Here is a 16714-nt window from a genome sequence, read left to right as displayed (position 1 = left end):
GGGCGCCGATGTATGTAAACCAGCCGGTCCGCGGAGCTGTACGGACCCGCCGATGAGAGGGGATCAGTGGATGATGCCCGTTCGCAGGGCGACGGCGACCATGCCTGCGCGGTCTCCGGTGCCGAGTTTGCGGGCGATGCGGGCGAGGTGGCTCTTGACGGTCAGGGCGGACAGGCCCATGGAGACGCCGATGGCCTTGTTGGACTGGCCTTCGGCGACCAGCCGGAGGACCTCGACCTCGCGGCCGGACAGTTCGCGGTAGCCGCCCGGGTGGCTCGGGGTGCCGGGGGGCCGGCGGTGCATACGGGCGGCGTTGGCGCCGATGGGGGCGGCGCCGGGACGGGTGGGGTGGCCGATATTGGTTCGGGTGCCGGTGACGACGTAACCCTTCACACCGCCCGCGAGGGCGTTGCGCACGGCGCCGATGTCATCGGCGGCGGAGAGGGCGAGGCCGTTCGGCCAGCCGGCGGCTCGGGTTTCGGACAACAGGGTCAGCCCGGAACCGTCGGGCAGATGGACGTCGGCTACGCAGATGTCGCGCGGATTGCCGACGCGGGGGCGGGCCTCCGCGATGGACGACGCCTCGATGACGTCACGTACTCCGAGTGCCCACAGATGGCGGGTGACGGTGGAACGGACGCGCGGGTCGGCCACGACGACCATGGCCGTCGGCTTGTTCGGGCGGTAGGCGACCAGGCTTGCGGGCTGCTCTAGGAGAACGGACACCAGGCCTCCTGGGGAGTGGCGGGACGGGCCGGCTCGGGGATGAAGCCGGGGCGAACCGTGCTTGAAGGGTCATTGACCTCTTCGGCAGCAGACCCGTCCTCCTTTAGAGGAAGATCACTATTTGGTGAGTAACAATTCGGGCAAATCGGACATGCGATCGATTGTACGAAAAAAATGCCGGTAATTCTGCGACAACTATGACGCAGCGTTACCGGCAAGGGGAGGGCTTCAGATGGATTCAGGACAGATTCAGGAAATCTCAGGGGCCGTGCGGGCCGCGCCGCTGGGGGAGCGTCACCACTCCGGCGTCGGCGGGTCCGGACGGCGGCAGGCCGGCGATCTGACAGAGCAGATCGCCCCACGCCATCAGATGCGCCGCCGCGTCCGGCACACCGCCACGGCCCTCGCGCGGCGTCCACGACGCCCGGATCTCGATCTGCGTGGCCGGACGTCTCGTGGCCAGCGCGCCGAAGTAGTGCGACCCGGCCCGGGTCACCGTGCCGCCCGCCTCCCCGTACGACAGCCCGCGCGCCTCCAGCGCACCGGTCAGCCAGGACCAGCACACCTCCGGCAGCAACGGATCGGAGGCCATCTCCGGCTCCAGCTCGGCCCGCACCAGCGTCACCAGGCGGAAGGTGCCGTGCCACGCCTCGTGCCCGGCCGGATCGTGGAGCAGCACGAGGCGGCCGTCGGCGAGATCGTTCTCGCCGTCGACGGCCGCGGCCTCCAGGGCGTAGGCGTACGGAGCGAGCCGCTTCGGCGGTCGCGTCGGCTCCACGTCGAGCTCCGGGCGCAGCCGGGCCGAGCGCAACGCGTCGACCGCCGACCGGAACGCGGGCGGGACGGAACCACCCTCCGCGCTGTCCTTGCTGTCAGCGCCATCGGATTGATCGGAGAACTGTCCCTGAGCCGGAGCCATGCGGGGAAGAGTAGGCGGAACCGGAGCCGCGCGCAGGGAGGGACACCCGGCCGGGACGGGCTGCTTACGGCTTCGTGCGAAGATTTCTGGTGTGAGTGCCAACGATCGCCCCATGGGCCAGCAGACAAAGACCTCCGCCACCCATGAGTCGGCGTTCCTGAAGGCGTGCCGGCGCGAGCCCGTGCCGCACACACCGGTCTGGTTCATGCGCCAGGCGGGACGTTCGCTGCCGGAGTACCTGAAGGCCCGCGAAGGCATCCCGATGCTCGACTCCTGCATGATGCCGGAGCTGGTCGCGGAGATCACGATGCAGCCCGTCCGCCGGCACAAGGTCGACGCCGCGGTCTACTTCAGCGACATCGTCGTGCCGCTGAAGGCCATCGGGATCGATCTCGACATCAAGCCCGGCGTCGGCCCGGTCATCGCCGACCCGATCCGCAGCCGCGCCGATCTCGCCCGCCTGCGCGACCTCACGCCCGAGGACGTCGGCTACGTCACCGAGGCCATCGGGCTGCTCACCGCCGAACTGGGCGCCACCCCCCTCATCGGCTTCGCGGGAGCGCCGTTCACCCTCGCGAGCTACCTCGTGGAGGGCGGCCCGTCCCGCAACCACGAGCACACCAAGGCCCTGATGTACGGCGACCCGGAGCTCTGGGCGGATCTGCTCGACCGGCTCGCCGAGATCACCGGCGCCTTCCTCAAGGTGCAGATCGAGGCCGGCGCCTCCGCCGTCCAGCTCTTCGACTCCTGGGTGGGCGCGCTGTCCCCCGCCGACTACCGCCGCTCGGTGCTGCCCGCCTCGGCGAAGGTCTTCGACGCGGTCGCAGCGTACGAGATCCCGCGCATCCACTTCGGCGTCGGCACCGGCGAACTCCTCGGCCTGATGGGCGAGGCGGGCGCGGACGTCGTCGGCGTCGACTGGCGCGTATCCCTGGACGAGGCCGCGCGCCGCGTCGGCCCAGGCAAGGCACTCCAGGGCAATCTCGACCCCGCGGTGCTGTTCGCGCCGACGGCGGCGGTGGAGGAGAAGGCCCAGGAGGTGCTGGACGCGGCAGCGGGGCTGGAGGGCCATGTCTTCAACCTGGGCCACGGCGTGATGCCGTCGATGGACCCGGACGCGCTGACCCGCCTAGTGGAGTACGTCCACGAACGGACCGCGCGCTGAGCGGCGAAGGGCACCGGGCACCAGGCTCTCAGGCGGTGCCCGCCCGGCGCAGGGCCGTCACGGCCTTGCGGGCCGCCACCAGGACCGGATCCCAGACCGGCGAGAACGGCGGGGCGTAGCCGAGGTCCAGGGCGGTCATCTGATCCACTGTCATCCCCGCCGTCAGCGCCACCGCCGCGATGTCCACGCGCTTCGCCGCCCCTTCCCGGCCCACGATCTGCACCCCGAGGAGCCGCCCCGTGCGGTACTCCGCGAGCATCTTCACCGTCATGGGCCGTGCCCCCGGGTAGTAGCCCGCCCGGCCCGTCGACTCGATCGTGGCCGTGACGAACCGCAGGCCCACCGCGCGGGCGTCCTTCTCGCGCAGCCCGGTGCGGGCGATCTCCAGATCGCACACCTTGCTCACCGCCGTGCCCACCACCCCCGGGAACGTCCCGTAGCCGCCGGCGACGTTGGCCCCGATGATCTGACCGTGCTTGTTGGCATGGGTGCCCAGCGCGATGTGGCGCGTACGGCCCGCCACCAGGTCGAGGACCTCGACGGAGTCGCCGCCCGCCCAGATGTTGCCGTGTCCGACGACCCGCATCGACAGATCGGTGAGCAGCCCGCCGTGCGGCCCCAGCGGCAGGCCGACGGCGCGCGCCAGGGCCGTCTCCGGCTCGACACCGATACCGAGTACCACCACGTCCGCCGGGTAGGAGGTGTCGCCCGCGGCGACCGCGGACACCCGGCCGTCCGAGCCGGTGCGGATCGCGGTGACCTCGGTCCGGTTGACCGTGGTGATGCCCAGCCCGTCCATCGCCTCGTGAACCAGCCGCCCCATGTCGGGGTCGAGCGTCGCCATCGGCTGTTCCCCGCGATTGAGCACCGTCACCTCGAAGCCGCGCTTCAGCATCGCCTCCGCCATCTCGACCCCGATGTAGCCCGCCCCGACGACGACCGCCCGCCCGGGCCCCGGCAGGGTCCGGTCCAGCGAGTCCAGGAGTGCCTGACCGTCGTCCAGCGTCTGCACTCCGTGCACCCCGGGCGCGTCCATGCCAGGCAGCTCCGGACGCACCGGCCGGGCCCCGGTCGCGATCACCAGCTTGTCGAAATCCGTCCAGTACGTCTCACCGGAGTCCCGGTCCCGGGCCCGCACCCGCTGCCCCGCCACATCGATCTCCGTGACCTCGGTGCGCAGCCGCACGTCCATGCCGCGGCTCCGGTGCTCCTCGGGCGTACGGGCGATGAGGTCGTCGAGCTCCGTGACATCGCCGCCGACCCAGTACGGGATGCCGCAGGCGGAGTACGAGGTGAAATGGCCCCGCTCGAAGGCGACGATGCTCAGCTCGTCGGGGCCCTTGAGCCTGCGGGCCTGTGACGCGGCGGACATGCCCGCCGCGTCACCACCGATGACCACCAGTCGCTCCGCCGCCATGCCTGGTCCCTCCGACGTCGAGTCCGAAGGGACCACGCTACGACGCCGGGGTCGTGGACGAGGGCTCCGACGGCTCGGGCGTCCGCGGCGCGCGGCGTCCGGGCAGCCGGTTCCGCAGCAGCCGCCACAGCAGCAGGAGCACGGCGGCCGCGGCCAGGAACGGGGCCGCGGCGCCCACCGCCATGGCCAGCCAGCGCAGCATCGTGACGAACGCGTGCCAGCCGCCACCCACCGCGTCCACGAACCCCGGGTCGTCGTCGCCGTCCTTCACCACCGTCTCCGGCTCGGAGAGGTCGAGCGTGATCGTGGCGAGCGTGGTGCGGTCCTTCAGCGAGTCCTGCTGGGCGAGCAGCGACTCCAACGCGGCCTGACGGCTGCTCAGTTCGCCTTCCAGCGCGACCACGTCGGTGAGCTTGTCGGCCCGGTCCATGAGCTTGCGCACCCGTGTCACGCTCGCCCGCTGGGTGGCGATCCGGCTCTCCACGTCGACCACCTGGTCGGTGACGTCCTTCGCGGACGACGTGCGCGACAACAGCTTCCCGGCGCCCGCGAGCTCCCGCAGCGCCGCGTCGTACTCACCCTGCGGAACGCGCAGCACGAGATGCGACACCTCGTGCGTGTCGTCGACCCGCTCGGTCTCCTCACCGGCCACCAGACCGCCCGAACTCTCCGCGACCGAACGCGCGGCGGCGACGGCCTTCGGCACGCTCTTCACCTCCACGGAGAGCGTCGCGGTGCGGATGACATGAGTACCGGAGGGCACCGCGTCGGCCTTCTTCGACGACGCCGACGAACCGTCGGCACCCTGCGCCGACTTCTCGGCCGCGGAGCCGGCCGCGCCCCGCGCGGCCGGGGCAGCCGCCTTCTGGTCGCTCCGGTCACTCATGTCGCTCGCACCGCCGCAGGCGGTCAGCGTGAGCAGGCCGGTCAGGAGACCGGCGGCAAGGATCGTGCGCGAACGGCCGGCGGTAAGGACCGTGCGTGAACGGCCTGCGGTAAGGACCGTGCGTGAACGGCCTGCGGCAAGGATCGTGCGCGAACGACGGACGGATGAACGGTCGGGATACCGCTCTGTCTGCATAACTGTTCCCCCCGGACGGGTGGTTGATGGTGCCGGTTCGACGTGCCCGGCCAGGGTGCGGGTTGCCGGATCCGGGTTTCGAAGCGGTCACGTTCGGGACTCGGAAGAGGTTTGAGAGAGTGGGGGCATGCAGCGTTCAACAAACCGCGCGGACACAGGCACGGGGCATGTCGTCGTCATCGGCGGTGGCATCGCCGGTCTCGCCGCCGCCCACCGGCTCCTCGGGGCGGGGTTGCGGGTCACCCTCCTGGAGGCCACCGACCGGCTCGGTGGCAAGCTCATGACCGGTGAGATCGCGGGCACCCGCGTCGACCTGGGCGCCGAGTCGATGCTGGCCAGGCGCCCGGAAGCGGTCGACCTGGCCCGCGCGGTCGGGCTCGGTGACCGCCTCCAGCCGCCCGCCACCGCCACCGCCTCGGTCTGGACGCGCGACGCCCTGCGGCCCATGCCCAAGGGCCATGTCATGGGCGTACCGGGCGACCCGGCGGCGCTCAGCGGACTTCTCTCCCCCCAGGGCCTCGCGCGCATCGCGCAGGAGCGCGACCTCGTCCCGACCGCCGTCGGCGACGACGTCGCGGTCGGTGCGTACGTAGCCGACCGGCTGGGCCGCGAGGTCGTCGACCGGCTCGTGGAACCGCTGCTCGGCGGCGTGTACGCGGGCGACGCCTACCGGATCTCGATGCGCGCCGCAGTGCCGCAGCTCTTCGAGGTGGCGCGCGAGGGAGGCTCGCTGCTCGACGGGGTGCGCCGCATCCAGGAGCGGGCCGCGGCCCGGCAGCAGACCGGACCGGTCTTCCAGGGCATCGACGGCGGCATCGGCACCCTGCCGCACGCGGTGGCCGACGCCGTGCGCGCGGCCGGCGGGGAGATCCTCACCGCCACCCCCGTCCTCGGCCTCACCCGTGGCGCCGACGGCTGGGACGTCCGCACGGACGCCCGGGTGATCACCGCCGACGGCATCGTGCTGGCCGCCCCCGCCTGGTCCGCCTCCACGCTGCTCGCCGCCGAGTCCCCGGCCGCCTCCGCCGAACTCGCCGGGGTCGAGTACGCGTCGATGGCGCTCGTCACCATGGCGTTCCGCCGCTCCGATGTGGCCGCCACCGGCGCGCTGGACGGCCGCTCCGGCTTCCTCGTGCCACCGGTCGACGGCCGCACGATCAAGGCGTCCACCTTCTCCACCCACAAGTGGAACTGGGTCGCCGACGCGGCCCCCGACCTGTTCGTCCTGCGCACCTCCGTCGGCCGCTACGGCGAGGAGGACCACCTGCACCGCGAGGACGACGAGCTCGTCGGCGTATCGCTGCGCGACCTCGCCGAGGCGACCGGACTCGCGGCGAAACCCGTGGACACCGAGGTCACCCGGTGGATCGGCGGACTGCCCCAGTACCCCGTGGGCCACCTCTCCCGGGTCGCCCGAATCCGGGACGAGATCGCCAAGCTGCCCGCCCTGAGGGTCTGCGGAGCGGTCTACGACGGCGTCGGCATCCCGGCGTGCGTCGCGAGTGCCCACCGGGCGGCGGACGAGATCGCCGCCGGCCTCACCGGCGGGGCGAGGGAAGAGATCATCGCCACGCCGACCCCGGTTCAGGGCACAGGGAGCGAGGCGGGACAATAGCCGTATGAGTGCGCCTGAGAAGATCCCGAACGCCGGCAAGAAGGCCAAGGACCTCAACGAGGTCATCCGCTACACGCTGTGGTCCGTCTTCAAGCTGCGTGATGTCCTGCCCGTGGACCGTGCGGGCTTCGCCGACGAGGTCCAGGAGCTGTTCGACCAGCTCGCGGCGAAGGACATCACCGTCCGCGGCACCTACGACGTCTCCGGCCTGCGGGCCGACGCCGACGTCATGATCTGGTGGCACGCCGAGACCGCGGACGAGCTCCAGGAGGCGTACAACCTCTTCCGGCGCACCAAGCTGGGCCGGGCGCTGGAGCCGGTCTGGTCGAACATGGCGCTGCACCGCCCCGCCGAGTTCAACAAGGCGCACATCCCGGCGTTCCTGGCCGACGAGACGCCGCGCAATTACGTCAGCGTCTATCCGTTCGTGCGCTCCTACGACTGGTACCTGCTGCCGGACGAGGACCGTCGCCGCATGCTCGCGGACCACGGCAAGATGGCGCGCGGCTACCCCGATGTCCGGGCCAACACCGTCGCCTCCTTCTCGCTCGGCGACTACGAGTGGGTCCTCGCCTTCGAGGCCGACGAGCTGTACCGCATCGTCGACCTGATGCGCCACCTGCGGGCCTCCGAGGCGCGGATGCACGTCCGCGAGGAGGTTCCGTTCTTCACGGGGCGCAGGAAGTCGGTCGCAGACCTGGTGGCCGGGCTCGCGTAGCGAGCGGGCTTCGACCACCCCGACCCGGAAGATCAGAAGACGGGCACCGACGCTGTGCGCCGCCCGTCGTTCCAGCGACACCGGGTTTGGCTTCGGGTTCGCCGCAGGTTCCGACCTGCGGCGACCCCGAATCCCACGGAGAGGCACGCGGAGCGTGGTTCCCGTCCGACGCTGCTGTCCCCGCCCGCGGTGCGTGGTTCCTGTCTGACGGTGTCCCCGCCCGCGGTGCCGTCGAAGGTGTCGAGCCGGTACGGGACAGCCTTCTCTTCGACCGCGACGGTCTGCGCGGCGTGGCGCGGCGCGCTCGACAGCACCGGTGCCCTTCCCGGTACTAGAGGCTCAGCACGACGGCGGCGCCGATGCCGCCGAGGCCCAGCGCGAAGGCGGCTTCACGCCAACCGCCCTTCCCCCAGCGGAAGGGGCGGTCGAGGGCGAGCCGCCCGGGGCCTGTGGCCGCGATGGCGAGCGCGATGAGCGCGATGCACACGTTGTACTCCAGGCCACCCTCCGTCTCCCACACCCCGTGGGCCGCGGTGACGGTCACCATGGCGTTGATCATCACGCCGATCAGGGCAGCCGCCGCCAGCGGCGTGAACAGCCCCAGAGCCAAACCGATGCCTCCCAGGAACTCGGAGCCGCCACCGATGACGGCGTAGATCTTTCCCGGGCGGAAGCCCAGGGAGGCGAAGTACTGGCCCGTGGCGGTGAGGCCGTTGCCACCGAAGAGACCGAAGAGTTTCTGACTGCCGTGTCCTGCCAGCAGCAGGCCGATCGTGATTCTGATGAGGAGCAGTCCGCAGTCGTGGGCGGACACCCGCCCCGCCGCGACGTGGTCCGCGGACTCGGGAGGGGCGCGCAACTGCTCGACTGTGTATTTCACCGGGGGCTCTCTTCTGCTCCGAGATCCCGGGGCGGTGCCGACCGACCGCCGGAGAATCGGCGGGGCGGGTTGTTTCCGTCGCAGGCGTTGGCGGGGGAGTGCCACGTGCGGAGACCGCGACGTCGCCGGGACACATCGGAACAGGAAGTCCGCTGGACCGCCGCCGTTCTCGCGTCAGCCCGGTAAGGCCGCCGGTCATTTCTCGTTATGAAATGCGTGAAATACGTGCAATACGTGACGTCGGCTTGTTGATTCCCATCATTACTCCTTTCCTCCCCTCGTGCCGAGTCCGGGGCGGAGACGTGCATGCGATACGGACGCGAAGGGGTCGCGATCGACCGGACCGGCGGCGAAGCGGGATCAGCGGCGGGCGACGTGGAACCATCGGCGGGCTGCGGGCTGCGGGCTGCGGGCTGCGGGCTGCGGGCTGCGGGCGACACGGGATCAGCGGCGGGTGGCGGGCGGCGCGGCTTCATCGCTTCGAGCCGGCCGCAGGGCTGAACCGTTCCGGTGTCGGCTGGTCCGCCGCTTTCACCGTTTTACCGTTTTCGACGTTTTTTGTTGGTCTGCCGGCCCGACGTGTCGGCCTGTGTGCCGACGGCGGTTTCCGTGACCTCGACTGACAGCCTGTCACCACGCAGGGAGGTCTGTCGTGGAGCCGCCCTCGGCCATGGGTACGGGCGGCCGGGGACGTGTTCAGTCGTGCGGGTGGCGGACGTCGAGTGCGGCCCGCAGCGCCGGATCGTCCACGGCGCTCACCCCCCGTACGGCAAGCGTCGCCAGGAGGTCGTGACCGGACCCGCCCGGCGGGGCTCCGCTCGCGGTGAGCAACTGCTGCCCGGCGGGTGAGGCCCAGGAGTTGTACGGATGGGCTTCGACTCTCACGATGACCAGACAGCCCACTGCCAGGGTGAGCGGCAGCCCGAACCAGGCGAGCAGCGAGACCGCCGGGCTGTCGCCGCCGCCGTCCTGACCGGGCATCAGTAGCGCGGCAGCTCCCAGCGCGACCACCAGCAGAGCCGCCCCCCGCACCGCCCGGACCGCGGTGGCGACATCGGTCCCGGCGCCGCGGGGGAGTGCCAGCCCCGCCGTGACGAGGCGGTCGGCCAGCGCGCGCAGGGGGTCGGCGGCGGTCGCGGCCGTCCGTATCGACGGTATCCGTGACTGGCCCTCCGGACCGATGGCATGGATCACCATGCGTTCCATGTCGTCACGGCCGTCCGGATCGACGACCGTCGCCCACCCGGTGTGGGCGAGCAGCAGTCGTCGGCGCAGATGCATGGCGACCAGCGTCAGATCGACCACCCGTGACGGGCCACCGGCCAGGAACGCGGTCTCGTACAAGGTCAGTTCATGACGGCGACTCACCTGCCGTGAGGCATCCGTCGACGCGTCGGGCAACAGGCCCGCACGGGTGGACACGACACAGAGCCGGACGCATGAGATGGCTGTTGCACCCCATGCGACCAGCAGAAACAGAGTCCAGAGCATGGTTGATTCCTATGCGAGGCGGGCGTGGGACACCACGGCCGTTCATCATGCGGACGGCGCCGTGGAAAGGTGCCGTCCGCCGTCCGCCGTTCAGGAGCTGCTGCCGCAGCTGGATCCGCCGCCGCAGCTGGATCCGCCTCCGGAGCAACTGGAGCCGCTCGACCCACCGCAGCTCGATCCCGAGCCGCAACTGGACCCCGAGCTGCAACCGCCGCCTCCGCCGCTCCCGCCCCCGCCGCCGCCTCCTCCTCCTCCTCCGCCGACGTCGTTGGAACTTCCGCAGCTGCCGTTGCCGGGGCTCGTACCGGCGCACCAGATCGCCGGTGCGAGCAACATGCCGGAGGAGTCCGACGACGAGGACGACAACGAAGACGAGCCCGGACGCGGTGAACGCCCCACCGTGGGCATCCGGGCCGCGGCGATGAGCTGCGCCCGCAGCACGGGATCGGGCAGGGCCCGCAGTCCGGCCGTGGCCACCAGATGGGCCGGATGCGGGTGGTGCGCGTGGGCACTGCGGTACGCCGCGGAGGCCCGGCGCCCGGCCCCGGTGACCCGGCCCCGGGCGACAGCGGCGCAGACGAAGCCGACCGGAATACCGGTCAGCAGTGCCGGGAGGACCGTGAAGACGAACGGCACGGGGACGTCCACGCCGTACGAGTCGTCGGCCATGGCCTGCGCAACCGTCACCAGGACGGACGCCGGGAGGGCCAGCACACAGAACAGTCCCTGTGCGATGCCCCAGCGGCGCCACGTGCGGCTTGCGGCGGGCGAGGCCAGCAGACCACGGGCCGCGAGCCCGTCGCCGATCTCCTGTACCGCCGGGTGTCGCATCACCGCGTCGCGCAGGGGGTGGAGGGCGCCGTTGGGGGCTGCGGCGTGCTCCTGGAGCACCGCGCGCTCCACCGGATCACGGGCCTCCGCCCGCTGGACGGCGACGATGCCGGGACCACCGACGGTGAGCCGCCCGTCCGTCTGCATCGCGGTGAGTGCGGTGTCCACCACTCTGCCCGGACCACCGTTCAGGAACGCGGCTTCGAAGAGGTCGTGGACGGAGCCGCCGGACCCGCTCCGGGCGCGTACGAGCCCCACGATCAGGAGGACCGAGGAGACCACGATGCCGAGATCCACGAGCAACGCGAGGAGGTTCACGCCAGTCACCTTCCGGCCAGTGCCGCGCGGGCTGCCCGGACCAGCTGGGTGGAGCGGCGTGGCGGTCGCGCGCCGGCCCGGTCCTGCCACCAGCGGGTCAGTCGGCGACGTGCCGCGTCGTCGGTGGGCAGACCGGCGATCAGCAGCCCCTCGGCGAAGTTCAGCGCGTCGCGCCGGTAGCCGCCGGACAGCGGCCGGGCCCGGGCGTGCGCGAGGAAGGCGTTCCGGTAGCCGGCCCCCAGGATCTCCGGCAGCTCGGGTGCCACCTTGGCGACGACTCCGGCGCGCTTGGCTGCCAGGGCACGGCTCTGGACCCCGAGACGGTGATGGTCGAAGCCCTGCGGGGCCGGGGTGCCGGCGACGAGGGCGGAGAGCAGCGCGGTCTGGGCGACCGCGACCCGGTCGCGTACGGCCTCCGGGGCCGTGGCGCTCGGCGGGCGCGGCGCGGCTGGGGCAATCGGGATGGTTGGGACGGTCGGGAGGTTGCGGTCACGGTCGGGGACGGCGGCCCCGACCAGCGTCGCGCGGATGGTGGTCAGTTCGTCCGCCAGTTCCCCGGCCGGAGGGAAGTCGTCGTCCCGTTCCAGCAGTACGCCCGGCGGGTCGACCCGGGAGCGCAGTTCGGCGAGGACGTCGAGCACGGGCGCGGTCACCGGGTGGGCGTGGGTGTCGTGCCAGACGCCGTCCTTCTCGACGCCGCCCGCCACATGGACGTACGCGATGGCCTCCACGGGCAGCTCGTCGAGCGCGGTGGCCGGGTCCTCGCCGCGGTTGACGTGGTTGGTGTGGAGATTGGCGACATCGATCAGCAGCCGCACACCGGTGCGCTCGACCAGCTCCGCGAGGAACTGCCCCTCGGTCAGCTCCTCGCCGGGCCAGGAGATCAGTGCCGCGATGTTCTCCAGTGCCAGCGGCACCGGCAGCGAGTCCTGTGCGATCCGTACGTTCTCGCACAGCACGTCCAGTGCGTCCCAGGTCCGCGGGACGGGCAGCAGGTGGCCCGCCTCCAGCCGGGGCGAAGCGGTGCGTGGCCCCCCGGCCCGTACGAACGCGATGTGTTCGGTGACCAGCGGAGTGCCGAGCAGTTCGGCCCGGGCGGCGAGATCCGCGAGCCGGCCGGCGTCGGGGCGCTCGGCGCCGCCGAGGCCGAGCGAGACGCCGTGTGGGACGACGGTGACACCGCGCGCCCTGAGCCGCACGAGCGCGTCCGGCAGATGGTCGGTGCAGATGTTCTCCGCGACCGCCTCCACCCAGTTGATGCCCGGCAGTGTCTCGACGGCGTCCGCGATCTCCGGCCGCCAGCCGATGCCGATTCCCAGCCTCATACCCGTCCCCATCCCCGTCCCCCTCCTCCGCTCCGTGCAGGGCTCATGGCCCTGGAAGGCGGTGTCGAATCCGAAGACGGGGACGTTCAGAGGATGATTTGAGGTTCCCGGCCGGACCGGGCCGGACCGGAGCGAGCGGGAGGCGCCCCGTACTCCCAGGGACCGTCTCCCCGGGGCCATGTCCCGGGACGGTCGGCTCAGGCGCGCAGTGCGGGGTGATCGGCGACCACGGTGCACGACCCCGGAGCGATCTCGGTGAATCCGGCGTCACGCACCACGGGAAGTCCGCTCACCGTGAGTTCCTGCCAGCGTTCCTTCTCCGCGACGGCGACCGACAGGGGGAAGCCCGCCTCGCGCCACGCCGTGCGCTCCGCCGGGGACAGCTCCCACCAGGCGAGCTGCGCGCCGTGCCCGGCCTGCGCCATCGCCTTGCCCGCCGACATGTCCAGCTCCGGGTTCAGCCACAGCACCGGACCCGTGGGATCGGGTGCGGCCGGGGGCTCGGGGTCGTCCAGGTCCGTCCCCGACACCTGGAGCTTCGCCAGCTCCTTCGGCCAGCCGTCCAGCGGCACCGGCGGGAAGACCCGCACCTCGGCGTTCTCACCCGTGACCGTGATGCCGGGCAGTGCGGACGCCTTGCGCCATTCCGCGCCGCGCGCCCGCCGCACCACCTTGCGGATCCGGGCGTCCTGCCAGTCCCGCATCAGCCGCGCCCACTCGCCCTCGCCGTCCGAACGCTCGTCGGAGAGCATCACGAGGACCGCGCGGGCGGCGGTCCGCAGCGCGTCGGTACGGGCCGGGGGAGCCGTCTTCTCGATGTGCACGACCAGCGGCAGCACGTACTGCGGAGCCTCGTCACGGCTGGTCCGCTCGGACCTGAACGGGCTGTCCGTCGCAGGCGAGTAGGGCAGGACCGGGGATGCGGACGGGGATACGGGGATGTCGTTGTCGCTCACTCGTCCCAGTCTGCCAGCCGCCCGAGTGCCGATTCCCGGCGGACCTCGCCACGGCACCGGGGCCCGCCGATTCCGGCTGAGCGGCGTAGGGATTCGGTTGAGTGGCGTCGGGATTCCGGCGGAGCGGCGTCGGGATTCGGGCTGAGCAGCGTCGGGATCTCACGGATGTTGGCGGAATGAAGCGCTCCGGGTGAGGATGCGCGGCATGAAGAGCGATCTCTTTTCCAGCGAGAACATGGCGCAGCAGGCAACCGCCCCCGGGATGTCCCTGCAGAACGCCAAATCCATCAAGTACGCCGTCAACGGCGAGATGCACGCCCGCCAGGGATCGATGATCGCCTTCCGCGGCGATCTGCAGTTCGAGCGCAAGGGTCAGGGGATCGGCGGCATGCTCAAGCGCGCCGTCACCGGCGAGGGGCTGCCGCTGATGGCGGTCCGCGGCCAGGGCGAGGCCTGGTTCGCGCACGAGGCCGAGAACTGTTTCATCGTGGAGATGGAGCAGGGGGACACCCTCACCATCAACGGCCGCAACGTGCTCTGTTTCGATGCCACGCTCTCCTACGAGATCAAGACGGTGAAGGGCGCCGGGATAGCCGGTGGCGGCATCTTCAACACGGTCTTCACCGGGTACGGCAAGCTCGGCCTGATGTGTGAGGGCCACCCCATCGTGATCCCCATCACTCCCCATCAGCCGGTGTGCGTCGACACCGACGCGGTGGTCGGGTGGAGTGCCAACCTGACGACGTCGCTGCACCGCTCGCAGAGCTTCGGCTCGATGATGCGCGGCGGCTCCGGAGAGGCTGTCCAACTGCGGCTGGACGGGGAAGGGTTCGTGATCGTACGGCCCAGCGAGGTCAAGCCCGAGAAGGCGTCGGCCAACTGAACCTGAGCGGGGTGGGCCGTCGGTACGGCCTCGGCGGACCATGGGTGCTGCGCGGTGTCGACCTCGACCTGCCCGCGCACACCCTGATCCGGATCGAGGGTGCCAACGGCACCGGCAAGTCGACGCTGTTGAGGCTGCTCGCCGGGATCGACAGCCCTACGGAGGGCCGGATCACCGGCCGCAGGCCCCGTACGGCGTACGTCCCCGAGCGCTTCTCGGCCGCGCTGCCGTTCACCGCGGCCGGGTACCTGGTCCACCTCGGCCGGATCCACGGTCTGCGGACCTCCGAGGCGACCGACCGGGCGCAGTCGTGGCTCGCCCGCTTCGGGGCCGTCGGCCATGCCCGTACACCGCTGGCGGAACTCTCGAAGGGGACCAGCCAGAAGGTCGCCGTCGCCCAGGCGCTCCTGGCGGAACCGGAGCTGCTGGTCCTGGACGAGGCATGGACCGGCCTGGACACCGCGGCCCGCGACGAGCTGGACCGGGCCGTGGCCGAGCGGGTCGCGGCCGGTTCCACCGTCGTCTTCGTCGACCACGATCCGCGCCGACTCGCCGGCACCGTCGATGCCGCGTTCCGGGTCGAGAGCCACGGCCTCGCCGCCGTGCCCGTGGCGCACGGCACGGGCATGGGGCCGCGGGTACGGATCGAGGCGGCCGGCCCACCGGGCGTCGCGCTGCCGTCCGGGCTGCCGGGTGCGCCTGAGCGCACACCCGCGGCCGACGGAGGTGTTCGGCTCACCGTCGCGGCTGTGCACTCCGACGCGCTGCTGCGAGCCCTCCTCACCTCCCGCCCGCCCTGGCACATCCGACAACTGACGACCGCCCCGGGCCCGGCTCCGTGTCCGACGGCCGCTCCGACCTCGTGTGCCCGCTCCACCCCCGAGGCTCCATGACCGCCCTCCTCCGCTACCAGACCGCCCTGCTGATCCGCTCCCAGCGCTGGCTCGCGCCCGTCCTGCTGTATGCGGCCCTCGTCGGCGTCGGTGTGCAGTCGGGGCAGCCCGTCCTCGACTCGTTGGGGTACGCCGCCGCCGGGCTCCTGCCCGTCACCGCCTGGCTCGTACAGCTCTGTGCCCACCAGGACCCGCCCGCTGCCCGGACCGTCACCGCCGCTGTGGCGGGGGCGCCGCGGGTCCATCTGGCGTCGCTCCTGAGCGCGCTCGGATGCGCCGGGCTGCTGGGTGCGGTCGCCACCCTGATCGTGCTGCTGATCAGCAAGCCGACCAGCACCGACGGATCCGTTCGGGTGCCGCTGCTGCACCGGCGCGGCTGGTCCCTCGCCGCCACGGTGATCGCCGCCCTGCTGGCCCTGGTGACCAGCGGCTCGCCCGCGAACCGTGCTGTGACGGGGCTGGTCACCGGTTCACGGAGCGGCACGGTGCACCTGCCGCTCCTTCCGCTCCTCGCGGCCGCCGTTCTCGCCGCGGCGGTGACCGGGCTCGCCTGCAGGCTCACTTCGCTGCGCGGCTGAGTACGCTCGTACGCATGGATGACGAGTCGTACTGCGGGACACCCGCCATGCCCCCCGCGCCCGCAGCCGGGACGGAGACCGTCGCGGAACTCCCGTACGCCGAGTGCGTGCTGTGCCGGAAGCCGACCGAGTACCCGGAGTCGACCAAGGGCATCACGCTCTGCCCGGTCTGCGAATGGCAGGAGGCCCAGCGCACGGCGTGCTCCGGCTAGCCCGACTCTGCCGGGGACCTTGGAGCTTCTCGGTGCGGCGGCAGCATGATCAGGGTGCATGCTCGGGGCTGCTTCGAAAGTTGATGCAGTTGTCGAGGTGTCCGCTGTCGCTCCGGCCCCGTTCCGGCGAGCAGATTCGGAGACAGCCGACGCGGCGTGGCCTGTTGCCCGCCAAGCATCTGGTCGACGGCGGCTACACCTCCCCGACCGCCCTCCAGGACTTCCTGGACGAGCGTGGGATTCGCCGTCTGAGTCCTGACGAGCCGTCAGTGGGCCACCCCCGCGGGTGCGGGGAGCAGACGGCCACGTGCGCCCTCACGTACGGGGTGGCGGGGCCATCCCCGCGGGTGCGGGGAGCAGAACGCGAAGCAAGATCACGTTACTTCCGACGGAGGGCCATCCCCGCGGGTGCGGGGAGCAGGGAGGAGGCGGCTCGGGCTGGTGCGGCGGCCAGGGGCCATCCCCGCGGGTGCGGGGAGCAGGCTGCTTGACCTGCGGCTTTAGCGCGGGGAAATGTCAGGTTCCCGCACTTTCTTTGATTCCGACAAAGTGGGCATATCTCATCGGCTCTTTCGTGCAAGTGTCAGGCGACGGCAGCGCAAAACGACCATCTTAGAGCCTTCCCGTCTGTTCTCGCGGGGCTGCGCCGGGATCGGACGCCGTTTTCTTGAATCTTCGTCATATAGGCATCCTGCAGCGGTATTTG

The 16714-nt window shown here is 71.5% G+C and carries 17 protein-coding genes and 1 CRISPR repeat array; of the genes, 8 read left to right on the top strand and 9 right to left on the bottom strand.

What is annotated here, in order from left to right; translation table 11 throughout:
* Nucleotides 1-63: 63 nt before the first annotated feature.
* A complete protein-coding gene (locus ACFVUT_RS13400) occupies nucleotides 64-726 on the bottom strand; it encodes a response regulator transcription factor (protein WP_073785139.1) in 663 nt (220 codons plus the stop codon).
* A gap of 259 nt (nucleotides 727-985) precedes the next feature.
* Nucleotides 986-1645 (bottom strand): DUF3000 domain-containing protein, encoded by a 660-nt coding sequence (locus ACFVUT_RS13395; RefSeq protein ID WP_389658668.1) that lies wholly within the window; start codon nucleotides 1643-1645, stop codon nucleotides 986-988.
* A gap of 91 nt (nucleotides 1646-1736) precedes the next feature.
* Here ACFVUT_RS13395 and hemE point away from each other — a divergent pair, with 91 nt between their 5' ends.
* Nucleotides 1737-2810: a uroporphyrinogen decarboxylase gene (gene hemE / locus ACFVUT_RS13390; protein ID WP_389658671.1), complete on the top strand. Its 1074-nt coding sequence runs from the start codon at nucleotides 1737-1739 to the stop codon at nucleotides 2808-2810.
* Between the two features lie 28 nt (nucleotides 2811-2838).
* On the opposite strand, the gene ACFVUT_RS13385 is transcribed toward hemE, so the two are convergent.
* Together ACFVUT_RS13385 and ACFVUT_RS13380 are read right to left on the bottom strand one after the other, a co-directional pair.
* Complete coding sequence (locus ACFVUT_RS13385; protein ID WP_389658674.1) at nucleotides 2839-4227, bottom strand: FAD-dependent oxidoreductase; 1389 nt, start codon at nucleotides 4225-4227, stop codon at nucleotides 2839-2841.
* 37 nt (nucleotides 4228-4264) lie between these two features.
* The gene (locus tag ACFVUT_RS13380) at nucleotides 4265-5113 is read right to left on the bottom strand and encodes a DUF4349 domain-containing protein (RefSeq protein ID WP_389658677.1); all 849 of its coding nucleotides are present in this window, start codon (nucleotides 5111-5113) and stop codon (nucleotides 4265-4267) included.
* A gap of 322 nt (nucleotides 5114-5435) precedes the next feature.
* Here ACFVUT_RS13380 and hemG point away from each other — a divergent pair, with 322 nt between their 5' ends.
* Together hemG and hemQ are read left to right on the top strand one after the other, a co-directional pair.
* The gene (gene hemG, locus ACFVUT_RS13375) at nucleotides 5436-6923 is read left to right on the top strand and encodes a protoporphyrinogen oxidase (protein WP_389658680.1); all 1488 of its coding nucleotides are present in this window, start codon (nucleotides 5436-5438) and stop codon (nucleotides 6921-6923) included.
* Between the two features lie 4 nt (nucleotides 6924-6927).
* A complete protein-coding gene (gene hemQ, locus ACFVUT_RS13370; protein ID WP_389658683.1) occupies nucleotides 6928-7641 on the top strand; it encodes a hydrogen peroxide-dependent heme synthase in 714 nt (237 codons plus the stop codon).
* Nucleotides 7642-7972: 331 nt separating this feature from the next.
* Here hemQ and ACFVUT_RS13365 read toward each other — a convergent pair whose 3' ends face one another.
* Nucleotides 7973-8500, bottom strand: coding sequence for a DoxX family protein (locus tag ACFVUT_RS13365; RefSeq protein ID WP_389658846.1), 528 nt, complete (start codon nucleotides 8498-8500; stop codon nucleotides 7973-7975).
* 327 nt (nucleotides 8501-8827) lie between these two features.
* Here ACFVUT_RS13365 and ACFVUT_RS13360 point away from each other — a divergent pair, with 327 nt between their 5' ends.
* Nucleotides 8828-9022, top strand: a complete 195-nt coding sequence (locus tag ACFVUT_RS13360; protein ID WP_389658686.1) for a hypothetical protein — start codon at nucleotides 8828-8830, stop codon at nucleotides 9020-9022.
* Nucleotides 9023-9217: 195 nt separating this feature from the next.
* Here ACFVUT_RS13360 and ACFVUT_RS13355 read toward each other — a convergent pair whose 3' ends face one another.
* The 4 genes from ACFVUT_RS13355 to ACFVUT_RS13340 all read right to left on the bottom strand — a co-directional run bounded on the left by ACFVUT_RS13355 (nucleotide 9218) and on the right by ACFVUT_RS13340 (nucleotide 13442).
* Nucleotides 9218-10012 (bottom strand): TIGR04222 domain-containing membrane protein, encoded by a 795-nt coding sequence (locus ACFVUT_RS13355; protein WP_389658689.1) that lies wholly within the window; start codon nucleotides 10010-10012, stop codon nucleotides 9218-9220.
* 90 nt (nucleotides 10013-10102) lie between these two features.
* Nucleotides 10103-11161: a TIGR04222 domain-containing membrane protein gene (locus ACFVUT_RS13350; protein ID WP_389658692.1), complete on the bottom strand. Its 1059-nt coding sequence runs from the start codon at nucleotides 11159-11161 to the stop codon at nucleotides 10103-10105.
* A gap of 5 nt (nucleotides 11162-11166) precedes the next feature.
* On the bottom strand, nucleotides 11167-12486 hold the full coding sequence (locus tag ACFVUT_RS13345; protein ID WP_389658695.1) for a DUF692 domain-containing protein: 1320 nt from the start codon (nucleotides 12484-12486) through the stop codon (nucleotides 11167-11169).
* Nucleotides 12487-12683: 197 nt separating this feature from the next.
* The gene (locus tag ACFVUT_RS13340; RefSeq protein WP_389658698.1) at nucleotides 12684-13442 is read right to left on the bottom strand and encodes a peptidyl-tRNA hydrolase; all 759 of its coding nucleotides are present in this window, start codon (nucleotides 13440-13442) and stop codon (nucleotides 12684-12686) included.
* A 205-nt stretch (nucleotides 13443-13647) separates the two neighbouring features.
* Between ACFVUT_RS13340 and ACFVUT_RS13335 the strand changes: the two genes are divergently transcribed.
* From ACFVUT_RS13335 to ACFVUT_RS13320, 4 genes are read left to right on the top strand one after another with little or no spacing between them, the layout of a single operon-like run.
* On the top strand, nucleotides 13648-14325 hold the full coding sequence (locus ACFVUT_RS13335; RefSeq protein ID WP_389658701.1) for an AIM24 family protein: 678 nt from the start codon (nucleotides 13648-13650) through the stop codon (nucleotides 14323-14325).
* Nucleotides 14322-15218 (top strand): ATP-binding cassette domain-containing protein, encoded by an 897-nt coding sequence (locus tag ACFVUT_RS13330; RefSeq protein WP_389658849.1) that lies wholly within the window; start codon nucleotides 14322-14324, stop codon nucleotides 15216-15218. The genes ACFVUT_RS13335 and ACFVUT_RS13330 overlap by 4 nt, the downstream gene beginning before the upstream one ends.
* Nucleotides 15215-15796: an ABC transporter gene (locus ACFVUT_RS13325; protein ID WP_389658704.1), complete on the top strand. Its 582-nt coding sequence runs from the start codon at nucleotides 15215-15217 to the stop codon at nucleotides 15794-15796. The genes ACFVUT_RS13330 and ACFVUT_RS13325 overlap by 4 nt, the downstream gene beginning before the upstream one ends.
* 14 nt (nucleotides 15797-15810) lie before the next feature.
* A complete protein-coding gene (locus tag ACFVUT_RS13320) occupies nucleotides 15811-16008 on the top strand; it encodes a hypothetical protein (RefSeq protein WP_389658707.1) in 198 nt (65 codons plus the stop codon).
* A gap of 271 nt (nucleotides 16009-16279) precedes the next feature.
* Nucleotides 16280-16490: direct repeats of the CRISPR family, unit length 28 nt; unit sequence GGGCCATCCCCGCGGGTGCGGGGAGCAG.
* Nucleotides 16491-16714: the final 224 nt, after the last annotated feature.

The sequence above is a fragment of the Streptomyces sp. NPDC058051 genome, assembly GCF_042885475.1.
Lineage (GTDB): Bacteria > Actinomycetota > Actinomycetes > Streptomycetales > Streptomycetaceae > Streptomyces.
This window is presented reverse-complemented; position numbering and strand designations above follow the sequence as displayed.

Coding starts and splice junctions, on each gene's coding strand:
- hemG (WP_389658680.1), top strand. CDS start 5,436: ATGCAGCGTTCAACAAACCGCGCGGACACAGGCACGGGGCATGTCGTC.
- ACFVUT_RS13380 (WP_389658677.1), bottom strand. CDS start 5,113: ATGAGTGACCGGAGCGACCAGAAGGCGGCTGCCCCGGCCGCGCGGGGC.
- ACFVUT_RS13395 (WP_389658668.1), bottom strand. CDS start 1,645: ATGGCTCCGGCTCAGGGACAGTTCTCCGATCAATCCGATGGCGCTGAC.
- ACFVUT_RS13345 (WP_389658695.1), bottom strand. CDS start 12,486: ATGAGGCTGGGAATCGGCATCGGCTGGCGGCCGGAGATCGCGGACGCC.
- ACFVUT_RS13360 (WP_389658686.1), top strand. CDS start 8,828: ATGCGATACGGACGCGAAGGGGTCGCGATCGACCGGACCGGCGGCGAA.
- ACFVUT_RS13325 (WP_389658704.1), top strand. CDS start 15,215: ATGACCGCCCTCCTCCGCTACCAGACCGCCCTGCTGATCCGCTCCCAG.
- ACFVUT_RS13335 (WP_389658701.1), top strand. CDS start 13,648: ATGAAGAGCGATCTCTTTTCCAGCGAGAACATGGCGCAGCAGGCAACC.
- ACFVUT_RS13320 (WP_389658707.1), top strand. CDS start 15,811: ATGGATGACGAGTCGTACTGCGGGACACCCGCCATGCCCCCCGCGCCC.
- ACFVUT_RS13355 (WP_389658689.1), bottom strand. CDS start 10,012: ATGCTCTGGACTCTGTTTCTGCTGGTCGCATGGGGTGCAACAGCCATC.
- hemQ (WP_389658683.1), top strand. CDS start 6,928: ATGAGTGCGCCTGAGAAGATCCCGAACGCCGGCAAGAAGGCCAAGGAC.
- ACFVUT_RS13385 (WP_389658674.1), bottom strand. CDS start 4,227: ATGGCGGCGGAGCGACTGGTGGTCATCGGTGGTGACGCGGCGGGCATG.